This window comes from Agathobaculum hominis (assembly GCF_014288055.1).
Taxonomy (GTDB): Bacteria; Bacillota; Clostridia; order Oscillospirales; family Butyricicoccaceae; genus Agathobaculum; species Agathobaculum hominis.
Map to the genome: position 1 here is coordinate 273,402 of NZ_JACOPK010000003.1, position 18,874 is coordinate 292,275.

At 58.2% G+C, this 18,874-nt stretch carries 16 protein-coding genes and 1 riboswitch; of the genes, 8 read left to right on the forward strand and 8 right to left on the reverse strand.

The window, feature by feature from the left end; genetic code table 11:
* The first annotated feature begins 53 nt into the window (after window positions 1-53).
* The 6 genes from H8S02_RS04810 to H8S02_RS04835 all read left to right on the forward strand — a co-directional run bounded on the left by H8S02_RS04810 (window position 54) and on the right by H8S02_RS04835 (window position 6,423).
* The gene (locus tag H8S02_RS04810) at window positions 54-227 is read left to right on the forward strand and encodes a DUF6472 family protein (protein ID WP_186969544.1); all 174 of its coding nucleotides are present in this window, start codon (window positions 54-56) and stop codon (window positions 225-227) included.
* Window positions 228-242: 15 nt separating this feature from the next.
* The gene (locus H8S02_RS04815) at window positions 243-824 is read left to right on the forward strand and encodes a sugar O-acetyltransferase (RefSeq protein WP_186969546.1); all 582 of its coding nucleotides are present in this window, start codon (window positions 243-245) and stop codon (window positions 822-824) included.
* A gap of 104 nt (window positions 825-928) precedes the next feature.
* The gene (locus H8S02_RS04820) at window positions 929-2,119 is read left to right on the forward strand and encodes a pyridoxal phosphate-dependent aminotransferase (RefSeq protein WP_186969547.1); all 1,191 of its coding nucleotides are present in this window, start codon (window positions 929-931) and stop codon (window positions 2,117-2,119) included.
* 587 nt (window positions 2,120-2,706) lie between these two features.
* Window positions 2,707-3,621, forward strand: coding sequence for a DMT family transporter (locus H8S02_RS04825; RefSeq protein ID WP_186969548.1), 915 nt, complete (start codon window positions 2,707-2,709; stop codon window positions 3,619-3,621).
* Window positions 3,622-3,736: 115 nt separating this feature from the next.
* Complete coding sequence (locus H8S02_RS04830) at window positions 3,737-4,906, forward strand: peptidylprolyl isomerase (protein WP_186969549.1); 1,170 nt, start codon at window positions 3,737-3,739, stop codon at window positions 4,904-4,906.
* 146 nt (window positions 4,907-5,052) lie between these two features.
* Window positions 5,053-6,423: a citrate/2-methylcitrate synthase gene (locus H8S02_RS04835; protein WP_186969550.1), complete on the forward strand. Its 1,371-nt coding sequence runs from the start codon at window positions 5,053-5,055 to the stop codon at window positions 6,421-6,423.
* A 333-nt stretch (window positions 6,424-6,756) separates the two neighbouring features.
* Here H8S02_RS04835 and H8S02_RS04840 read toward each other — a convergent pair whose 3' ends face one another.
* Complete coding sequence (locus tag H8S02_RS04840) at window positions 6,757-7,764, reverse strand: Gfo/Idh/MocA family protein (RefSeq protein ID WP_186969551.1); 1,008 nt, start codon at window positions 7,762-7,764, stop codon at window positions 6,757-6,759.
* 340 nt (window positions 7,765-8,104) lie between these two features.
* Between H8S02_RS04840 and H8S02_RS04845 the strand changes: the two genes are divergently transcribed.
* Window positions 8,105-9,124 carry a LacI family DNA-binding transcriptional regulator gene (locus H8S02_RS04845; RefSeq protein ID WP_186969552.1) on the forward strand — a complete coding sequence of 340 codons (1,020 nt, stop codon included), beginning with the start codon at window positions 8,105-8,107 and terminating at the stop codon, window positions 9,122-9,124.
* A 370-nt stretch (window positions 9,125-9,494) separates the two neighbouring features.
* Here H8S02_RS04845 and H8S02_RS04850 read toward each other — a convergent pair whose 3' ends face one another.
* The 3 genes from H8S02_RS04850 to H8S02_RS04860 form a co-directional block, all read right to left on the reverse strand.
* Window positions 9,495-10,475 carry an ABC transporter permease gene (locus H8S02_RS04850; RefSeq protein WP_186969553.1) on the reverse strand — a complete coding sequence of 327 codons (981 nt, stop codon included), beginning with the start codon at window positions 10,473-10,475 and terminating at the stop codon, window positions 9,495-9,497.
* Window positions 10,468-11,973: a sugar ABC transporter ATP-binding protein gene (locus H8S02_RS04855; RefSeq protein WP_186969554.1), complete on the reverse strand. Its 1,506-nt coding sequence runs from the start codon at window positions 11,971-11,973 to the stop codon at window positions 10,468-10,470. The genes H8S02_RS04850 and H8S02_RS04855 overlap by 8 nt, the downstream gene beginning before the upstream one ends.
* A gap of 276 nt (window positions 11,974-12,249) precedes the next feature.
* Window positions 12,250-13,269 (reverse strand): sugar ABC transporter substrate-binding protein, encoded by a 1,020-nt coding sequence (locus H8S02_RS04860; RefSeq protein ID WP_186969555.1) that lies wholly within the window; start codon window positions 13,267-13,269, stop codon window positions 12,250-12,252.
* Window positions 13,270-13,745: 476 nt separating this feature from the next.
* On the opposite strand from H8S02_RS04860, the gene H8S02_RS04865 reads away from it, so the two are divergent.
* Window positions 13,746-14,675, forward strand: coding sequence for a sugar phosphate isomerase/epimerase family protein (locus H8S02_RS04865; RefSeq protein WP_118686179.1), 930 nt, complete (start codon window positions 13,746-13,748; stop codon window positions 14,673-14,675).
* A 421-nt stretch (window positions 14,676-15,096) separates the two neighbouring features.
* Here H8S02_RS04865 and ribH read toward each other — a convergent pair whose 3' ends face one another.
* Genes ribH through ribD form a run of 4 tightly spaced genes read right to left on the reverse strand, consistent with a single transcriptional unit; the run spans window position 15,097 to window position 18,552 of the window.
* Window positions 15,097-15,558, reverse strand: coding sequence for a 6,7-dimethyl-8-ribityllumazine synthase (ribH, locus tag H8S02_RS04870; protein ID WP_186969556.1), 462 nt, complete (start codon window positions 15,556-15,558; stop codon window positions 15,097-15,099).
* Between the two features lie 42 nt (window positions 15,559-15,600).
* Window positions 15,601-16,809 (reverse strand): bifunctional 3,4-dihydroxy-2-butanone-4-phosphate synthase/GTP cyclohydrolase II, encoded by a 1,209-nt coding sequence (locus H8S02_RS04875; RefSeq protein WP_186969557.1) that lies wholly within the window; start codon window positions 16,807-16,809, stop codon window positions 15,601-15,603.
* Window positions 16,810-16,826: 17 nt separating this feature from the next.
* Window positions 16,827-17,465, reverse strand: a complete 639-nt coding sequence (locus H8S02_RS04880) for a riboflavin synthase (protein WP_186969558.1) — start codon at window positions 17,463-17,465, stop codon at window positions 16,827-16,829.
* 1 nt (window position 17,466) lies between these two features.
* Window positions 17,467-18,552 carry a bifunctional diaminohydroxyphosphoribosylaminopyrimidine deaminase/5-amino-6-(5-phosphoribosylamino)uracil reductase RibD gene (ribD, locus tag H8S02_RS04885; RefSeq protein WP_186969559.1) on the reverse strand — a complete coding sequence of 362 codons (1,086 nt, stop codon included), beginning with the start codon at window positions 18,550-18,552 and terminating at the stop codon, window positions 17,467-17,469.
* Window positions 18,553-18,695: 143 nt separating this feature from the next.
* Window positions 18,696-18,825, reverse strand: a riboswitch (FMN riboswitch).
* Window positions 18,826-18,874: the final 49 nt, after the last annotated feature.

Genomic DNA, 18,874 nt, shown 5'->3' on the forward strand with positions numbered 1-18,874 from the left:
CGGGATAAAATATGTTATGCTGATAGCAGCAATGAGAGAAATGAGGTGCGCGCATGACAGGAACCTGTGAGGACTGCGCTTATAATGTTTACGACGACGAGATGGACGAGTATGTCTGCGAGGCATATCTCGACGAGGACGAGTTCTACCGCGTGCAGACCTGCGGCAGGGCCTGCCCTTATTACCGCTCGGGCGACGACTATGAGCTTGTACGACATCAGAACTAAGGAGAGATACAGACTATGACAGAGAGTGAAAAGGCTCAGCTGGGTCAGCTTTACAACGCAAACCACGATCCGCAGCTGCTGAACAGGCGCACATGGGCGAAAAACCTGTGCATGGATTACAATCAGCTGCGCTGGGGCGAGGGCGTGAAGCGCACGGCGCTCCTGCAGGAGCTGCTCGGCATCTGCGGCGAGGACGCCGTCATCGAGCCGCCGTTCTTCGTCGACTACGGAAAAAATATCTGCATCGGCCGCAGCTTTTACGCCAACCATAACCTTGTTATCCTGGACGGCGCGACCGTCACCATCGGCAACAACGTGTTCATCGGGCCGAACTGCACGATCTCGACCGCAGGTCATCCCTTTGAGGCGCGTCTGCGCGGCGAGGGACTGGAGTATGCGAAGGCGGTCACCATCGGCAGCAATGTCTGGATCGGCATGGGCGTGCAGATATGCCCGGGCGTCACGATCGGAGACAACGCGGTCATCGGCGCCGGCAGCGTCGTGACGAAGGACGTTCCGGCCGGCTGGCTCGCCTACGGCAACCCATGCGCGCCGGTCAAGGCGGTCGAGGAGAAGCCGGTAAGGCGCATCCTCTAAGCCGGCCGCGAAACTGATGTTTCGCCGACCGTGAAAAAATCGACTTTATCGACAGACAGATAAAGCTATGCTATAATAAAGCCTATCTGAAAGGGGCGATACCTGTGATAAACAGACAGATGTACGAGCTGGGAAGTCACCGCTCGACCATTCGTGAGATCTTTGAATACGGCAATCAGCGCGCCGCGATCGTCGGACGCGAAAACGTCCTCGACTTTTCGCTCGGCAATCCGAACGTGCCGGCGCCGGATGAGGTGCGTCAGGCTATTCTCGCGGAGGCCGCAGGCGATCCGGTCGCGATCCACGGCTATACCTCCGCGCCGGGTGCGCCGGACGTGCGCAGAACGCTCGCGGACAGCCTTAACCGCCGTTTCGGCACGGACTACACCGGCGACAGCCTGTATCTGACCGCAGGCGCGGCTGCCGCGCTCATGTGCGCCTTCCGTGCGCTCGCGTGCGAGGGGGACGAGTTCGTCGTATTCGCGCCCTTCTTCCCAGAGTATAAGATGTTCATCGAGAGCGGCGCAGGCGCGAAATGCGTGCTCGTTCCGCCGTCCATCGAGGATTTCCAGATCGACTTCGACGCCTTTGCGCAGCGCGTCAGCGAGCACACCAAGGCGGTCGTCATCAACTCCCCGAACAACCCCTCCGGTGCGGTCTACTCCGAGCAGACCATCCGCCGCCTTGCGGCGTTCCTGCGCGAAAAGGAAAACGAGTACGGCCATCCGATCTATCTGATCTCGGACGAGCCGTACCGCGAGATCGTTTACGATAACGTGACCATCCCGTTCGTGCCGAACTATTATGACGACACCATCGTCTGCTACTCCTACTCCAAGTCGCTCTCGCTCCCCGGCGAGCGCATCGGCTATGTGCTGGTGCCGCCGAAGGCTGCGGACAGCGCTGACCTGTATGCGGCGGTCTGCGGCGCAGGCCGTGCGCTTGGCTATGTCTGTGCGCCGAGCCTGTTCCAGCGCGTCGCGGCCCGCTGCGCAGACCTGACGAGCGATATTGCGGTGTACAGGACCAACCGCGACCTGCTGTACAGCGGTCTGACGGAAATGGGCTATACCTGCGTCAAGCCGGAGGGCGCGTTCTATCTGTTCCCGCGCACGCTGGAGGCGGATGACCGCGCGTTCTGCGAGCGGGCGAAGAAATACGACCTGCTGCTCGTTCCCGGCTCGGACTTCGGCGCTCCCGGACATATGCGAATCTCCTACTGCGTCAAGACCGAGACCGTCGAGAAGGCGCTGCCGCTGTTCAAAAAGCTCGCGGAAGAGTACAAAATTCGATGATAATGCGGACTCAGAGCGGAAAACGGTGTTTTCCGCTCTTTCGCTTACCGCTTTCCTTCAAATTATTTTGCTTTCACTTCATTGTGTAAACTGAATAAAAACAAAATATTAACTATGTGCAAACTGCGCAAGCACCCTCGTCAATATGCACAATAAAATGATGTCTACGATGTGCAACATTCATAAAAACTCACTCTTGTTTTTCTGTGCCCTGCGGTGTATTATAATACCAGAGATCAGGAAAGACGATCTCAGGAAAATACAAACACTGAAAAGGAGTGCATGAATCATGATGAAGGGTTTCTTTAACGGTCTGGTAGCTGCTCGTACCATGGAGCTTGAGAGCGAACGCATCGATGCTAAGACTCTGAGAAATTCCCGCCGTGCTCGCTAAGGACAGCGAATACAGGGAATTTCAAAGGAGCAGATCAGTCTGATGTCAACAACCGAAGAATCACAGTGAAGGAACTTCCGAAACGCGAAATGCATCGGAAGTTCCTTTCTTTTGCCCGGATTTGTTGCGGAAGGGCGAAAAAACTGCTATACTGAACCTGCTGCATAAATTTTCAAGGGGTAGGAATATAGATATGAAAAGGAAAAACAATACGCTTCTCTCGCTTGTTCTGCCGGCGGTTCTGTGCACCGCGCTCTGGGGCAGCGCCGCGCCCTGCGTCAAAAAGGGATACGAGCTGTTCGAGATCGCGGCAGGGGACTCGTTCTCGCAGCTGGTGTTCGCCGGATGGCGCTTCACGCTCGCAGGCGTGCTCGTGCTGCTCGTCGCGGCCTGCATGGGACACCGCATTCGTCCGAAGCGCGGCGAATACAGGGCGATCTTTATGATCAGCCTGTTCCAGAGCATGCTCCAGTACGTCTGCTACTATATCGGTCTCGCCGGTACGACCGGCACAAAGGCTTCGGTGCTCTCGGGCACGCAGACCTTCTTTGCGTTGCTGCTCGCGCACGCTCTGCTGGAAAATGACCGGCTCACGAGACGGAAAACGCTCGGCTGCGTGCTCGGCTTTGCCGGCGTGCTCGTGCTCGGCCTCGGCGGTCTGGACGGCTTCCGTCTGCACGGCGACGGCCTGATTCTGCTCTCTGCGGTCTCGGCAGGCGCCGGGGCGCTCGTCTCGCGCATCTATACACCCGGCCGCGACCCGATGCTGCTCACCGGCTGGCAGCTCGCCCTCGGCGGCACGTTCCTCGGCCTGCTCGGCAGGGTCGGCGGCGGCGCCCTCGGCAGCGTGACCGCCGGCGGCGCGGCGCTGCTCGGCTACATGATCGTGCTCTCGGCGGCAGCCTTCACGATCTGGACCGCGCTGCTCGGCCGGTTCCCGGTCGGCCGGGTCAGCCTGTTCGGCTTCCTCATCCCGGTTTTCGGCGCGGTCTTTTCCGCGCTCGTGCTCGGGGAGAATATCATGACCGTGCGCAATCTGCTGTCGCTCCTGCTCGTCAGCGGCGGCATCGCGCTGGCAAATTCCGCCGCGGCTTCCTCGAAAAGCTGACGCGCACGCAGACCGCACCGCTGTTTTTGTGTCGATTCTGTGATTTTTCTTGTCACCGAGGGCAAATGGTGTTATACTGATTGAAGTCTGTTAAATGTAAGGAGATAGGAGTAACATGAGCAAATTAGTACAGCGTCTTGCTGCAATGGTTGCCATGACCGCCGTTGTACTGGGCGCGACCATCGGCGGCGTGTCGAGCATGATGATCCACTATAAGCCGCTGAACGAAGGCGCGGAGACCGTGCTGACCGTAAACGGCGATGCAGTAACTGCCGACGAATACTCGGGCTACATGCTCTACAACATGCAGTATTACGCGAGCATGTATGCGCAGATGGGGCTGACCGACCTGTGGTCGAACGAGGACATGGCCAAGTCGCTCGGCGCTTCCATGCCGGAGGCGGCGGAGCAGCAGGCGATCTATGCGCGCGTCGTCATGCAGAAGTTCAACGAGCTCGGCCTCAAGCTCAGCTACAACGAGCAGAAGGAGATGGCGTCCGTTCGCCGCAACAGCATCGCGAACACCACCAAGGACGCTTATCTGAACCAGATCGCGCAGTTCGGTTTTTCTGACCAGACCTACCAGAACTTCATGTATATCAGCCAGTGCTATCAGGCGCTGAACGATTACTATTTCGGCGAGAACGGCGTCAATACCCCGTCTGATGAGGACATTCAGAAGTACTACGAGGATAACTACATCACCGCAAAGCACATCCTCATCACGACCGTTGACCCGGCTTCCGGCGAGACCAAGCGCACCGATGAGGAAGCGAAGAAGGAAGCGCAGTCCATCCTCGACCGCATCAACGCAGGCGAGGACTTCGACACGCTGATGAACCAGTACAGCGAGGATACCGGCCTGTCCAACAACCCGAACGGCTACACCTTCACCGAGGGTCAGATGGTCACCGAGTTCTACGACGGCGCGAAGGCTCTGGCTGAGGACGAGGTTTCCGAGCTCGTCAAGAGCAGCTACGGCTACCACATCATCAAGCGCGTCAAGCTGGACGACAGCCAGCTCGACAACTTCAAGAGCGACATCATCTCCGCGATCTCCGGCTCGATGGACGAGCTGCTCCAGCAGTGGATGGATGAGGCGCAGGTCGAGACCACCGATCTGTACAGCACCATCACCTATGAAAATGTCTACGATTATCTGCCGCAGGACGTTCAGACCCTCGTAACCCGTCCGGGTGAGGCGAGCGAGCAGTCCGACGCACAGCAGTCCGACGCACAGCCGTCCGACGCAGAGCAGTCTGCGACCGAGCAGTCCGCTCAGTAAAGTCAATCATGAAAAGAGTCTGTACACAGCGTACAGGCTCTTTTTTGTTCATGAAAAATTCACAGAATGTTTCCGAATTTGTGCAGAATGGCCCGTTCTGATCTGGTAGAATAAAATATCTAAATCAAAGGAAGGAAGGCGAGAGGATGACGCCGGAAAACAACATTTTGATCGTCACGCCGCGCATGGAGGAGCTGGCAGCGCTCTGCCGCAGCAATACCCTCATCGAGGCGGGACTTTATCGGGAATATGACGTAAAGCGCGGCCTGCGCGACGTAAACGGCAAGGGCGTGCTGGCCGGACTGACCAACATTTCGGACATTATCGCACAGCGCGAGGTGGATGGCATTTTGCAGCCGTGCCCGGGCGAGCTGTACTACCGCGGCATACGCATCGAGGAGCTCGTGCAGGGCTTTGTGCGCGAGGGACGCAAGGGCTACGAGGAAGTCGCATATCTGCTGCTGTTCGGCAGACTGCCCGACGCAAAGGAGCTCGGCAGCTTCAAGAGCCTGCTCGCGCAGGGGCGCACGCTGCCGACCAATTTCACGCGCGACGTTATCATGAAGGCGCCGACGCACGACATGATGAACAGCCTGTCCCGCAGCGTGCTGACGCTCGCCTCCTATGACGAGAGCGCGGACGACATCAGCCTGCCGAACGTGCTGCGGCAGTGCCTCATGCTCATTGCGGTGTTCCCCATGCTCGCGGTCTACTCCTACCATGCCTACAACCACTATGAGTGCGGCGCGAGCATGTACATTCATTACCCCTCGGACAGCCTGTCTACCGCCTCCAATCTGCTGCGGATGCTGCGCCCGGATATGCAGTATACGCCGCTCGAGGCGAGTGTGCTCGATCTGGCGCTCGTGCTGCATATGGAGCACGGCGGCGGCAACAATTCCTCGTTTACGACGCATGTCGTGACCTCCTCGGGCACGGATACCTATTCGGTCATCTCGGCTGCGCTCGGCTCGCTCAAGGGCCCCAAGCATGGCGGCGCGAACTACAAGGTCGTGCAGATGTTCGAGGATATGAAGCGCGAGGTCAGCGACCCGACCGATGAGGCGGAGGTCACGGAATACCTCAAAAAGCTGCTGCGCAGAGAGGCCTTCGACCGCAAGGGTCTGATCTACGGCGTCGGCCATGCGGTCTACTCGGTCTCCGATCCGCGCGCACAGGTGTTCAAGTCGTTTGTCGGTCAGCTGGCGCACGAAAAGGGCAGAGACGCGGATTTTGCGCTCTACCAGATGGTTGAGCGCCTCGCGCCGGCCGCGATCGCCGAGGAGCGCCGCATCTACAAGGGCGTCTCGGTCAACGTGGATTTCTATTCGGGCTTCGTGTATTCCATGCTCGGTCTGCCGCCCGAGCTGTATACGCCGGTGTTCGCCATCGCGCGTATCGTCGGCTGGAGCGCACACCGTCTGGAGGAGCTGGTCAATACGGACAAGATCATCCGTCCGGCATACCGCTGCGTGCGTGAGCACGAGGAATATACGCCGCTGCGCTTCCGAGAGTAACGGCAATACCGCATAATTGGACAAGAGCAATTTGCGAGTAAATTTTGCGTACTGACGAGGCGCGGTTTTGCGGTAATACTTGACGTATTACCGTGAAATCGCAACAAAGTCAGGGCACAAAATTTCCGCAAAGCGCCGCAGCTTTAATTGTGCGGTGTTGCCTAACATAAAAAAGCCCTCCGGCACACCGTGATCTGTGAGAAACACGGCGTGCGGAGGACTTTCCTTTCCGTACCGCAAATTGGGAGAACTGCGATATGGAGGTTCCCCTCGACTCGCATGTCAGGGACATTCTATGAAAAAAGAGAGGACAAGGGTTAACGAGAGACCGGTTTATCTGTACAGCTCCGGCTTCTCCATGGTCTCGACCGGCAGGAATCTGCCCGTGCCGCGGGAGCGATTGAGGGCGTCGGCGGCAACGCAGGCTGCGTAGCCGTCCCATGCGGACGGGCCGTCCGGCTCGCCCTTTTCCTCAAGGGTCTTGACCCAGTGGGTCAGCTCGATGTCATATGCCTCGATAAAGCGGTCCTTCCAGTCGGTGAGGATGGGGAAGGAACGGCTTGCGTTCGCGCGCTTGACAACGGCGTAGGGATCGGGCAGGTTGACCGTGCCCTTTTCGCAGACGACCTGGCACTGGATGTCGTAGCCGTAGGCGTCAGCGACCTGTACCTCGACGTCGATGCGTGCGCCGGACTTGGTCTCGAGCAGAACGATCTGCGGATTGTCATAGCCCTTGGTCGAGCAGGCGGACTGACGGACCTTGAGCACCTGAGCGCTCTCGTACTCGTCACCGAGCAGCCAGCGGCAGATGTCGAGCTCGTGGATAGCAACGTTGGAAACACCCATTTCGGTCTGGAAGCCATCCGGCTGGGAAACGTTGCGGTGGCAGGCATGGATCATGAGCGGCGCGCCAAGCTCGCCGGAGTCGATGATGCGCTTCATCTCCGCATAGCCGCGGTCATAGCGACGCATGAAGCCGACCTGAAGCAGACGCCTGCCATGAGCAGTCTCGGCTGCGATGATCTTCTCGCAGTCGCCTGCGTTCTGCGCGAGCGGCTTTTCGCAGAAAACGAATTTGCCTGCCTTCAGCGCCTCGAGAACGTAGCCTGCGTGGCTCGGGTCGGACGAGGTGATGACGACAGCCTGAACCTCGGGGGCGTGGATGAGCTCCTCGCCGGTCTTATAGACCTTCATGCCCTCGTACTGTGCAGCAACCTTGTTTGCGGATTCTTCGAAGTAGTCTGCGCAGGCAACGACCTGGCAGCCCGGAACGATGTCGGTCAGACGACGGATATGATCGCGGCCGATGGCGCCGCAGCCGATCACACCAATGTTCAGCATAGCGTATTCTCCTTTTGAATCGTATTATGAACTGCGAAGCGGTGTCCGCAGCCTGTTTTCTGTTATGAGTTAATCATACTCTGCCGTGGCCGCAAGGTCAATATCCGCTGCGCAACATTGTTATCCTGCCTAAAAAATGGCTTGGGTTTTGCGCAGAATGAGAGGGAACAGAGGGGACGGATGCGAACGCATGATTGTGCGCTGTGCACGGAAATTCTTGACGGAAAAAGCATTTGCGGGTATAATGATTTCTGTTCAGCCGCAGCAGGGATTTGCAGCGGCGGAGAGATGACAGCTCAAGGCGGTTTTGCCGCCGGATAGACGGAAGGAGAGTCAGCAGATGGCAGTAACAATGCAGCAGGTGGCGGAGCTTGCGGGCGTATCGCGCGGCACGGTGGACCGTGTCTTGCACGGCAGACCGAACGTCGATGCAGTCGTGCGTGAAAAAGTGCTCCGTGCAGCGGAAAAGCTGGGATACAGCTGCAAAAAGACCGCGTCCGCGTCCGCGCCGCGGCACCGCGCCGCCATCCTGATTCCGCAGTGGACGGATACCTATTTCAACCGGCAGGTCATCAGCGGCATCCGCCGAGCGCTGCGCTATATCGCGGACGATTCGTTCGAGCTGCTCGAGGTGCCGCTGCGCACGATGACGAGTCAGGAGCTTGTCGGCGCGATCGGGCAGCAGGTAGAGAACGGCGTGGACGGGCTGATCGTCCGCGCGGAGAACACGCCTGAGGTCTATCTGGCCATCCGGCAGGCGCTCGAGAGCGGCATCCGCGTCATCACCTATGACGGAGATATTCCCGACAGCGGCCGCGCGTGCTTTGTCGGACAGGATCTGATGCGCGCCGGCGCGATCGCCGCCGGGGTCATGGCGCGGCTCATCCGTTACTCCGAGCACGTGCTGGTCGTGACCGGAAACATGCGAATGGAGGCGCACAAGGGCCGTGTGGACGGTTTTTGCAGCCATCTGTGTGAGCTTGGCTTTCCCTCGGACGCCTACCATATCATCGAGACCAACGAGATGCACTCGCTGACCGAGGAGCTTGTCGCGCAGGCGATCTCGGAGGACCGTCAGATCCGCGCGGTATATATGTCCACGCAGCCGGTTTCCGGCTGCATCGCAGGCCTGCGCCGCGCGGGCGTCGGCTCGGGCGTGCATGTCGTTTGCAACGACCTTACCCCGGCCGCGAAGCGCTACCTCAAGGAGGGCACGGTGGATTTCGTTATCGGCCAGTCCTTCTGGCAGGAGTCCTTTCGCGCCGTTATCGCCATGTATCAGCTCCTTGCCCGTAACATCACCCCAAAGGAAACCGCCTATTATACCGACCTGACACTAGTCTGCAAGGAAATGCTGTAAATCTGTCGACGAAAAGTAAAAAATCCGGGACGAAAGTCCCGGATTTTCTTATGTGATTTTCCTGACGTATTCCGGCAAAGCCGGAACAGTCAGGATAGGCCTGCCGCAGCAGGCCGCGTAAAATTCCCTATAAAAGTCCAGCTTTGCCGGACTTTTATACCTCTGCCCGCGCCGTGGCGGCGCGGCCTCGTCCGCTGCACCCCAGGGCACCTTCTCTTGCCCTTTCAGGGCAATTCACCTTGTGCGGACGAGAGGGGGTTATCGCTTGTGGTTTCTCCGGAACCACAAGCGTATCTAAGGGGGACAGCGTCCCCCTTGGAAATAAGCAAGAAAAAATCGCTGCCGAAGCAGCGATTTTTTTTCTTGCGTTTTACTTGGTAGCCAGACGGCGAGCCTTAGCTTCCATGCGCTCACGGGTAACGTCGAGCAGTACGGCGCCGATGATAACGAGGCCGAGAACGAGGTTCTGAACTGCGGACGAAACGGACAGCAGCGAGAAGCCGTTACGCAGAACTGCGATGATCAGAGCGCCGAGCATGGTACCAACCATGGTGCCCTTGCCGCCCATGAAGGATGCGCCGCCGATGATGCAGGCTGCGATAGCGTCGGTATCGTACGGCTGGATAGCGTTAACGCCGTTGCAGATACCGGAACGACCGATGGATACGATGCCTGCCAGAGCAGCCATGAAGCCGGACAGGGTGTAGCAGAAGGTGAGTACGTTAGCGGAGTTGATACCGGACAGACGAGCTGCTTCCGGGTTGCCGCCTACGCAGTAGATCGAGCGGCCAAGAGCGGTCTTGGTCAGCAGGACGTGCATTACGATGTAGATCGCGATAACAACGATGAAGGAGATCGGGAAGCCGCCCAGGGTAGCGGAGCCGAGCCACATAACAGCGTCATTGCCGGAGAAGGATACCATCTGAGAGTTGGTAACGATCAGCGCGCCGCCCCAGAGTACGTTCTTCATACCGAGGGTAGATACGAACGGATGGGGGAGGTGCAGACGGGTGAGGAGCATACCGTTGACCCAGCCGATCAGGGTGCCGCCGACGATAGCGACGAGCAGGAGAACGACCGGATTGGACATGCCCTTGTTCATCAGCATACCTGCAAGGCAGGCTGCGAACGTTGCGTTAGCGCCTACAGAAAGGTCGATGCCGGCGGTGATCAGGCAGAGCAGCATGCCGGTGGAAACCAGTGCATTGAACGACGTCTGCTTGAGAATGGACATCATGTTCGAATACTTAAAGAAGTTGGGCGATGCGATCGCCAGTACAACACAAAGGATAACCAGTGCGCCAAACGTACCGGCATAGTTCATCAAATTGCTGGATTTCTTCTTAGTCATCTAATTTACCTCCCCAAGCTGCCTTCATAAGGTCTTCCTGATTGAAATGTTCGCTGTCGCGATCGACGGTTGCCATTACCTCGCCGCCGCGCATAACGATAACGCGGTCGGACATACCAAGGATCTCAGGCATTTCCGAGGAGACCATGATAACGCACTTGCCCTGCTTTACCAGGCTGTTCATTACGTTGTAAACCTCGACCTTTGCGCCGACGTCGATACCACGGGTCGGCTCGTCGAAGATAAAGATGTCTGCGTCCGTGTTGACCCACTTGCCGATAACAACCTTCTGCTGGTTGCCGCCGGACAGCTGACCGACGATCTCGTCGATAGACGGGGTCTTGATGCGCAGAGACGCGATGTTCTTCTGACCTGCGTCCTCGATCCTCTTCTCGTTCAGGAACATGCCGGTCGAGAAGCCCTTCATATTGGCGAGGATGAGGTTGGTGCGGATGGACTGCGCAAGAACCAGACCCTGACCCTTGCGGTCCTCGGTCAGGAACGCGATGCCGTGCTGGATCGCCTGACGCGGGGTCTTGATGTGTACCTGCTTGCCCTTGATCTCGATGGTGCCGCCGTCGATCGGGTCTGCGCCGAAGATCGCGCGCATGGTCTCGGTACGGCCTGCGCCGACCAGACCTGCAAAGCCGAGGATCTGTCCGCCGTATGCTTCGAAGGATACATCCTTCAGCACGCCGGTCTCCTTCAGATGCTCGACCTTGAGCATCGGCTCAGCGCTCTTTACGCCGATCTCCTTCGGGAACTGGTTGTCCAGAGAACGGCCTACCATCGCGGTGATCAGGGAGTCGTTGTCCCAGCCGCTGATGTCGCGCGTCTCGATGTACTCGCCGTCACGGATAACCGTAACGCGGTCGCAGAGCTCGAACAGCTCTTCGAGTTTATGGGATACAAAGACGATGCCGATGCCGCGTGCCTTCAGTTCACGGCAGGTCTTCATCAGCTGCTCGACTTCCTTCTCGCCCAGAGAGGAGGTCGGCTCGTCCATAATGATCATTTTTGCGTTGATGAGAACCGCCTTGGCGATCTCGATCATCTGCTGAACGCCCATGCCGAAGTTGCCGGCCGGCTTGGTCGGGTCTACGTCCTGACCGAGCGACGCCATAACTTCCTTTGCCTTCTTGTGCATGGTCGGGTAGTCGAGCAGATTGCCCTTCTTGAGCCACTTGTTGATAAAAATGTTGTCCGTAATGCTCAGCAGCTTTTCGATATTCAGCTCCTGATAAACGCAGGCGATGCCCGCAGCAGCGGACTCGTTCGGGTCCTTGAAGTGCTGCTCTACGCCGTCTACGAAGATCTGACCCTCGTCTGCCTGATGTACACCAGTCAGCACCTTGATCAGCGTAGACTTGCCTGCGCCGTTCTCGCCGATCAGGCCGAGGATCTCGCCCGGCTTGACTGCCAGCTGCATGTTTCGCAGAGCCACTACGCCCGGAAAACGCTTGGTCGCGTTTTTCAGTTCTACTACGTATTCACTCATTTGCATATCACCTTTTCTTCTCCGAGATGAAGTGCGGGACAAAAAGAAACTGTTCTCGGTTCAGTTGCAAAAGGAGGAGGTTTGCCGCAACAATAGCTCCTGCCGATCTCGTCTCGCGGGAGAATGACTGATAAAAGTTTGACGATTTCAAACTTTCTTCGAAAAGACAACCCCTGCAAGCGATCCTGTTCAAATCTTTGCAGGGGTTTCTTCTCGTTCACTTAAATGCTAAGAACAAATGGAAAACCACTCGCGTACTAAAAAGTGCTAAACTGATTAGCCGATGTAGCCCTTCAGGGTATCCAGACGCTCCTGAGCGTTATCCTTGGTAACAACAGAGCAGCCGGAGTCGATGAACTTATCCAGGGTCTCGCCGTTAACAGCCTTTACAGCAGCCTCAACAGCCTTGTAGCCCATGTCGTAAGCTTCCTGTGCAACGGACATGGTCTCCTCGCCGGCGAGGATAGCGTTGCATGCGGACTGGATGCCGTCGAAGCCAACGAAGATGGTCTTCGCGTAAGCATCGTTGCCCTTTGCTGCGCGAGCTGCTGCCATTGCCATATCGTCGTTGTTGCAGACGATGATTGCAACGCCGTCCGGATGGTTCTGCATGATAGCTTCCATGGAGGTTGCAGCCTTATCAGCAACAGCGTCAGCGTACTGAATCTCGTCCTTCAGGAACTCACCGCCAGCCTCGGTGATGCCCTTCTCGTAACCGGTCAGACGAGCCATAGCGGTGCCGTCGCCCTGTACGCCGGAAATTGCGATAGCCTGAACCTTATCCCAGCCAGCGTCCTGTGCAGCCTTGACAGCTTCCTTGCCGCCCAGTGCAGCTGCGTCCTCGTTGCCGGTACCTACGAAGGAAAGTACCTCGGGAGCGTCGATGTTGGTGTCAACAGCGATGATCGGATCGGTCTTGCCGGAAATCAGGGTCTTAACCAGATCAGCCTGCAGCGGAGCGATTACGAATGCGTCGTATGCGCCGGAGTTCAGGTCGGTCTCGATCATGTTCTGCTGCTCGTCGTAAGCGGTCTCGGAGGTAGCGCCCTTAACCTCGACCTTTACGTCGCTGTTATCCTTTGCATATGCCTCAGCGCCAGCCTTGACGTAGCTCCAGTACTCGGAAGCAGTGGTCTTGAGGATGACGTCAACGGAGCAGGAACCGGTGGAAGCGGTGTCGCCGCCCTTGTTGTCGCTGGTCTTGGTGTCGCCGCCGGTGGTAGAGCCGCCGCCGCAAGCTGCCAGGCTTGCAACCATAGCGCCGGTCATCAGCATAGCAAGTAATCTCTTCTTCATAATAAAAACCTCTCTCCTTTTTCGTACAGTCTGTCCACACCGAAAAGGGCCGGTCAGTCTGTCATTCGGTTTCACCGCCTGATGCGGTACAACGAACGCTCCAACGTTCTGGTAATATTTTAATGCAAAGAATACTGTTTGACAAGGGGGTGTTGACAATTTTGTCGGTAATGGCGAGGAATGCCCCTGACGCTTTGTGCAGGTTGACAATAACGTGTCGAGGATATAAAAACTGCTTTCTGTGCATTGTGCAAATTGATGCTTTTCTGGACATAATTCGCAGTTTTTCGAGGCAGGAGAGAGAAGAATTTGGGCATATTATGAGATTGTCTCTTGCATATTCAGGTTACAGTATGGTAAAATTGCCTTGATGATATAGGGGGTAGTCTGCGTTTTTTTGTGAAGGAAGTCCTGCGAAAAACGCGCATCTCCCTTTGAAGATCCAAACTGCAAAGAACGAGAGAAGGAAATTCAAAATGAAACTGGCCATTAAGACCTGCACATTGGATATGCCGTATGAGGAGATGCTTGATTTCTGCGTATCTCAGAAGATAGCCGCGATCGAGATCGGCACGGGCAACTGGTCGGGCGCGCCGCACTGCGACCTCGACCTGCTTGTGAGCGACAGGACCGCGCGGGAAAAATGGTATGACGCGATGCGCGCGAAGGGCCTCGAGCTGTGTGCGCTTAACTGCTCGGGAAATCCGCTCGCCTATGAAAAGGAAATGGACGTCACGAAAAAGACGTTCGAGCTCGCGCAGATGCTCGGTGTCAAGAAAATCGTCATGATGAGCGGCCTGCCGGCCGGATGCAGGGGCGATAAGACTCCGGTCTGGATCACGACCTCGTGGCCGCCCGAGACGCAGGAAATCCTCGATTATCAGTGGAACGAAGTCGCGATCCCGGTATGGAAGGACATCGTAAAGATGGCGGAGGACTGCGGCATCGAGCGGATCGCGCTCGAAAATCACGGTATGCAGCTTGTGTACAATCCGGAGACGCTGCTCCGCCTGCGCGAGGCGGTCGGCCCGATGGTCGGTATGAACCTCGACCCGAGCCATCTGTTCTGGATGGGCGGCGACCCGATCGAGGCGGCGCGTGTGCTCGGCGAGCACGGCGCGATCTATCATATCCACGGCAAGGATTCGCGCCCGGAGCGCCGCTATTGGCAGCCGAACGGTATGCTCGATACCAAGCCGATCGACGCCTTCGCACGCCGCGCGTGGAACTATGTCGCCGTCGGCGCAGGCCACGACGCAAAGTGGTGGAAGGAGTTCTTCTCGGTCGTCCGCATGTCGGGCTATGACGAGGAGGTTTCGCTCGAAATGGAGGATCTGACGCTTTCCATGCTCGACGGCCACCTTGCAAGCCTGCACGTTCTGCGCGAAGCACTGAATATCGAGTAAGGAAGCAGCTCCCCGGCAAAAATCATATATAATCTCAATATAACCGCCGCAGAAATGCAGCGGTTATATTTTACAGCTCATACAGAGCAACAGGAATATACATTATATAAAGGAACAGGCAAGCAAGAATAAAAAGGAAACAGCGAGAAAATAATGGAAAAGGCACGCCAAAGGCGTGCCTTTTCGCGCCCTCCGGGCGCAATCTCCTGCCGCATTTTGCCTCCGGCAAAACAGGTAGGACAGGCGCTCCGCAGTGCGCCGCATAAAAACCTCCATAAAAGTCCAGCTCTGCCGGACTTTTATTCCTCTGCCCGCGCCGCGGCGGCGCGGCCTCGTCCGCTGTGCGGACGAGAGGGGGTTATCGCCCCCGGTTTCTCCGGAACCGGGGGCGTATCTAAGGGGGACAGCGTCCCCCTTAGAGTCAAATCTGCAGCAGCAGATTGACCAGCTCCAGCGCCGCCATCGCCGCGTCTGCGCCCTTGTTGCCCGCCTTCGTGCCTGCACGCTCGATCGCCTGCTCGATGTTCTCGGTGGTGATGACGCCGAACGTTACCGGTACGCCGGTCTGGAGGCCAACCTGCGCGATGCCCTTGGCCGTCTCGCTGCATACCAGCTCGTAGTGGCTCGTCGAGCCGCGGATGACCGCGCCGAGGCAGATGACTGCGTCATACTTGCCGCTCTGCGCGAGCTTCTGCGCTGCCAGCGGAATCTCAAATGCGCCCGGAACCCAGACAAGCGTGATGTCGTCCGTGTCTACGCCGTGGCGGACCAGCGTGTCCTCCGCGCCGGAAATCAGCTTGGAGACGATGAATTCGTTGAAGCGAGCGCCAACGATCGCAAATTTGCCCTTGCCTGCTACCAGTTTTCCTTCGAGTACCTTCATTTTTGTTCGTCCTTTCAGATAATTTCAGTCAGTTATTGAAAATCACAGCTTTTCGCTGAACAGATGGCCCATTTTGATCTTTTTCGTGCGCAGATAGAACGCATCGTCCTCCTGCGGCGCGATCTCGATCGGGACGCGCTCCTTGATCTCGACGCCGAAGCCGTCCAGACCGTAGATCTTTTCCGGATTGTTGGTCAGCAGACGCAGCTCCTTTGCGCCGAGGTCCTGCAGGATCTGCGCGCCGATCCAGTATTCGCGCAGGTCGGGCGCGAAGCCGAGCTTGACGTTCGCCTCGACCGTGTCGAAGCCCTGCTCCTGAAGCTCGTAGGCCTTGAGCTTGTTGATCAGGCCGATGCCGCGGCCCTCCTGGCGCATATAGAGCAGTACGCCGCGGCCTTCCTTCTCGATCTGCTGCATTGCAGCGGCAAGCTGCTGGCCGCAGTCGCAGCGGCGCGAGCCGAATACGTCGCCGGTCAGGCACTCGGAGTGCACGCGGCAGAGCAGATCGCGGCCGTCGCCGATGTCGCCCTTGACGAGCGCGACATGATGCTCGCCGGTCAGGTCGTTGACGTAGCCCATGATGCGGAACTCGCCGAAGCGGGTGGGCATCTTGGCGTTCGCCTCGCGCACGACGTGCTTGTCATGGCGGCGGCAGTAGTCCTGAAGATCCTTGATGGTGATGACGGCGAGACCCCACTCCTCGGCCTTGTCGAGCAGCTCGGCGGTGCGCATCATCGTGCCGTCGTCGCGCATGATCTCGCAGCACAGACCGCACTGCTCCAGACCGGCCAGACGGCACAGATCAACGGTCGCCTCCGTGTGGCCGTTGCGCGTCAGCACGCCGCCGCGGCGCGCGATGAGCGGGAATACGTGACCCGGACGGCGCAGATCCTCCGGCCGGGTGTTCGGGTCGACGCACTTGCGGCAGGTGAGGCCACGTTCCTCTGCGGAAATGCCGGTCGTGGTGTCGACATGGTCAATGGAGACCGTGAAGGCGGTGTGGTGGTTGTCGGTGTTGACCTTGACCATCTGCTCGAGGCCGAGGTGCTTTGCGACCTGCTCGCTCATCGGCGTGCAGATGAGGCCCTTGGCCTTCGCCGCCATGAAGTTGACGTTCTGAGTGGTCGCGAACTGCGCCGCGCAGATGAGGTCGCCCTCGTTCTCGCGGTCGGGGTCGTCGATGACCATGATGAGATGACCGGCGCGCAGCTCCTCAAGAGCCTGCTCGATCGTGCTGTAGTTTGCTGCCATGTTAATTCCTCCGTTGATTACAGAAATCCGTTTTCTGCAAGAAAATTCGTGCTGATTCCGCCGGTTTTGTGCGGCGCAGTGAGCTTTTCAACATATTTTCCGATGACGTCGCATTCGAGGTTCACCGGGTCGCCCGGCTTTTTGCCGAGTAGGATGGTCTGTGCGCCGGTGTGCGGAATGATGGAGACCGAGAAGTCCGTGTCCGTCACTGCCGCGACCGTCAAGCTTACGCCGTCAATGGCGATCGAGCCTTTTTCGACGATGTAGCGCAGCAGGGGAGCAGGGGTCTTGATCTTGACCCAGACCGCGTTGTCCTCGCGCTTCTGCGAGGCGATCGTGCCCGTGCCGTCGATGTGGCCGGAGACGATGTGACCGCCGAAGCGGCCGTTTGCCGCCATCGCGCGCTCAAGATTGACCGGCGAGCCGCCCTGAAGCGTGCCGAGCGACGAGCGCCGCAGGCTCTCCGCCATGACATCGGCGGAAAAGCTGTCGCCCGTCATGGAGACCACGGTCAGACACACGCCGTTCGTCGCGATGCTGTCGCCTATTCTGGTATCCTCGAGCACGGTTTTCGCCTGTATTGTCAGCCGCGCGCCTTTCGCGCCGTGCTCGATGCGGCGAACCGTGCCGATTTCTTCAATAATGCCTGTAAACAAATCATAATCTCCCTTCGATCAGGAAATCTTCGCCGAGCGGCATGCTTCGGACGTTTTTCAGCGCGAGCGCGTCCGCCATTTTTGCGAGACCTTCGCCGCCGACCGGGCTCTTCGCGTCCTCACCGCCGATCAGCTTGGGGGCGATGTACGCCTGCACGCGGCGGACGATACCGGCCTTCAGCGCCGAGAAGGCGAGCGATGAGCCGCCCTCGAGCAGGATGCCGTTGATGCCGGCGCTGCCGAGCTGCTGCATCAGGTCGGTGAGGTCAACGTGACCGTCCGTCTCGCCGCAGACCAGAATGCGCACGCCCTTTTCTTCGAGCGCCGCCGTGCGCTCGCTGCGCGCCGTGACCGCGACGTAAGTCGGAATTTCATTTGCCGTCTGCACGAGCTGGCTGCCGAGCGGCGTGCGTGCGTGGCTGTCGCAGACGATGCGGACGGGATTGCGGCCGCCGTCGATGCGGCAGGTGAGGAGCGGATCGTCCGCGAGCACGGTGCCGACGCCGACCATGATGCCGGACAGGCGGTTTCGCGTTTCGTGAACGTGACGCCGCGCGGCTTCGCCCGTGACCCAGCGGCTGTCGCCGGTGTGGGCGGCGATCTTGCCGTCGAGCGTCATCGCGTACTTGAGTACGACGAACGGGGTCTTGTGGGTAATATAGTGGAAAAACACCTCGTTGATCTCGCGGCACTCGGCTTCGCACACGCCGGTTTCGACCTCGATGCCGGCATCGCGCAGGATCTGCGCACCCTTTCCGGCGACGAGAGGATTGGGGTCGAGACAGCCGACGAACACGCGGCGGATGCGGTGCTCGATGACCGCGTCTGTGCAGGGAGGGGTGCGACCCCAGTGGCAGCACGGCTCCAGCGTGACGTAAAGATCGGCTCCGGCTGCATCCTCGGTGCAGTGCGCGAAGGCGTTGCGCTCGGCGTGAAGGCCGCCGATGTGCTCGTGCCAGCCCTCAGCGATGATGCGGCCGTCCTTGACGATGACGCAGCCGACCATGGGGTTGGGGTCTACATGACCCGCGCCGCGTGCGGCGAGCGCCAGAGCACGGCGCATATAATATTCTTTTTGATCCGGCATCAAAATCACCTCGGTGAAAAATAAAAACGTCCCGGGGAGAATTCCTCGGGACGTGGAAAATGCAGTGAATTTGTCGTAAAAACAAAAAGTCTGAAACATCAAACGACATTTCAGAACAGTAAATAAACGGAAAATATTTTCCGTGCATTCTTCTTTCATCCAGACTTTACTGTCGGCTCTGGAGTTTCACCAGATCATGCTCATGCCGGAAATCGACACTCGCTCGCGGGCTTTACCGCCGGTAGGGAATCTCACCCTGCCCTGAAGAACATGGTATTCGGTTTTGCGATGGGGAGGAGCGGCTTGCCGCTCGTTCTGGGTA

Coding starts and splice junctions, on each gene's coding strand:
- H8S02_RS04810 (WP_186969544.1), top strand. CDS start 54: ATGACAGGAACCTGTGAGGACTGCGCTTATAATGTTTACGACGACGAG.
- H8S02_RS04815 (WP_186969546.1), top strand. CDS start 243: ATGACAGAGAGTGAAAAGGCTCAGCTGGGTCAGCTTTACAACGCAAAC.
- H8S02_RS04825 (WP_186969548.1), top strand. CDS start 2,707: ATGAAAAGGAAAAACAATACGCTTCTCTCGCTTGTTCTGCCGGCGGTT.
- H8S02_RS04830 (WP_186969549.1), top strand. CDS start 3,737: ATGAGCAAATTAGTACAGCGTCTTGCTGCAATGGTTGCCATGACCGCC.
- H8S02_RS04835 (WP_186969550.1), top strand. CDS start 5,053: ATGACGCCGGAAAACAACATTTTGATCGTCACGCCGCGCATGGAGGAG.
- H8S02_RS04840 (WP_186969551.1), bottom strand. CDS start 7,764: ATGCTGAACATTGGTGTGATCGGCTGCGGCGCCATCGGCCGCGATCAT.
- H8S02_RS04845 (WP_186969552.1), top strand. CDS start 8,105: ATGGCAGTAACAATGCAGCAGGTGGCGGAGCTTGCGGGCGTATCGCGC.
- H8S02_RS04850 (WP_186969553.1), bottom strand. CDS start 10,475: ATGACTAAGAAGAAATCCAGCAATTTGATGAACTATGCCGGTACGTTT.
- H8S02_RS04855 (WP_186969554.1), bottom strand. CDS start 11,973: ATGAGTGAATACGTAGTAGAACTGAAAAACGCGACCAAGCGTTTTCCG.
- H8S02_RS04860 (WP_186969555.1), bottom strand. CDS start 13,269: ATGAAGAAGAGATTACTTGCTATGCTGATGACCGGCGCTATGGTTGCA.
- H8S02_RS04865 (WP_118686179.1), top strand. CDS start 13,746: ATGAAACTGGCCATTAAGACCTGCACATTGGATATGCCGTATGAGGAG.
- ribH (WP_186969556.1), bottom strand. CDS start 15,558: ATGAAGGTACTCGAAGGAAAACTGGTAGCAGGCAAGGGCAAATTTGCG.
- H8S02_RS04875 (WP_186969557.1), bottom strand. CDS start 16,809: ATGGCAGCAAACTACAGCACGATCGAGCAGGCTCTTGAGGAGCTGCGC.
- ribD (WP_186969559.1), bottom strand. CDS start 18,552: ATGCCGGATCAAAAAGAATATTATATGCGCCGTGCTCTGGCGCTCGCC.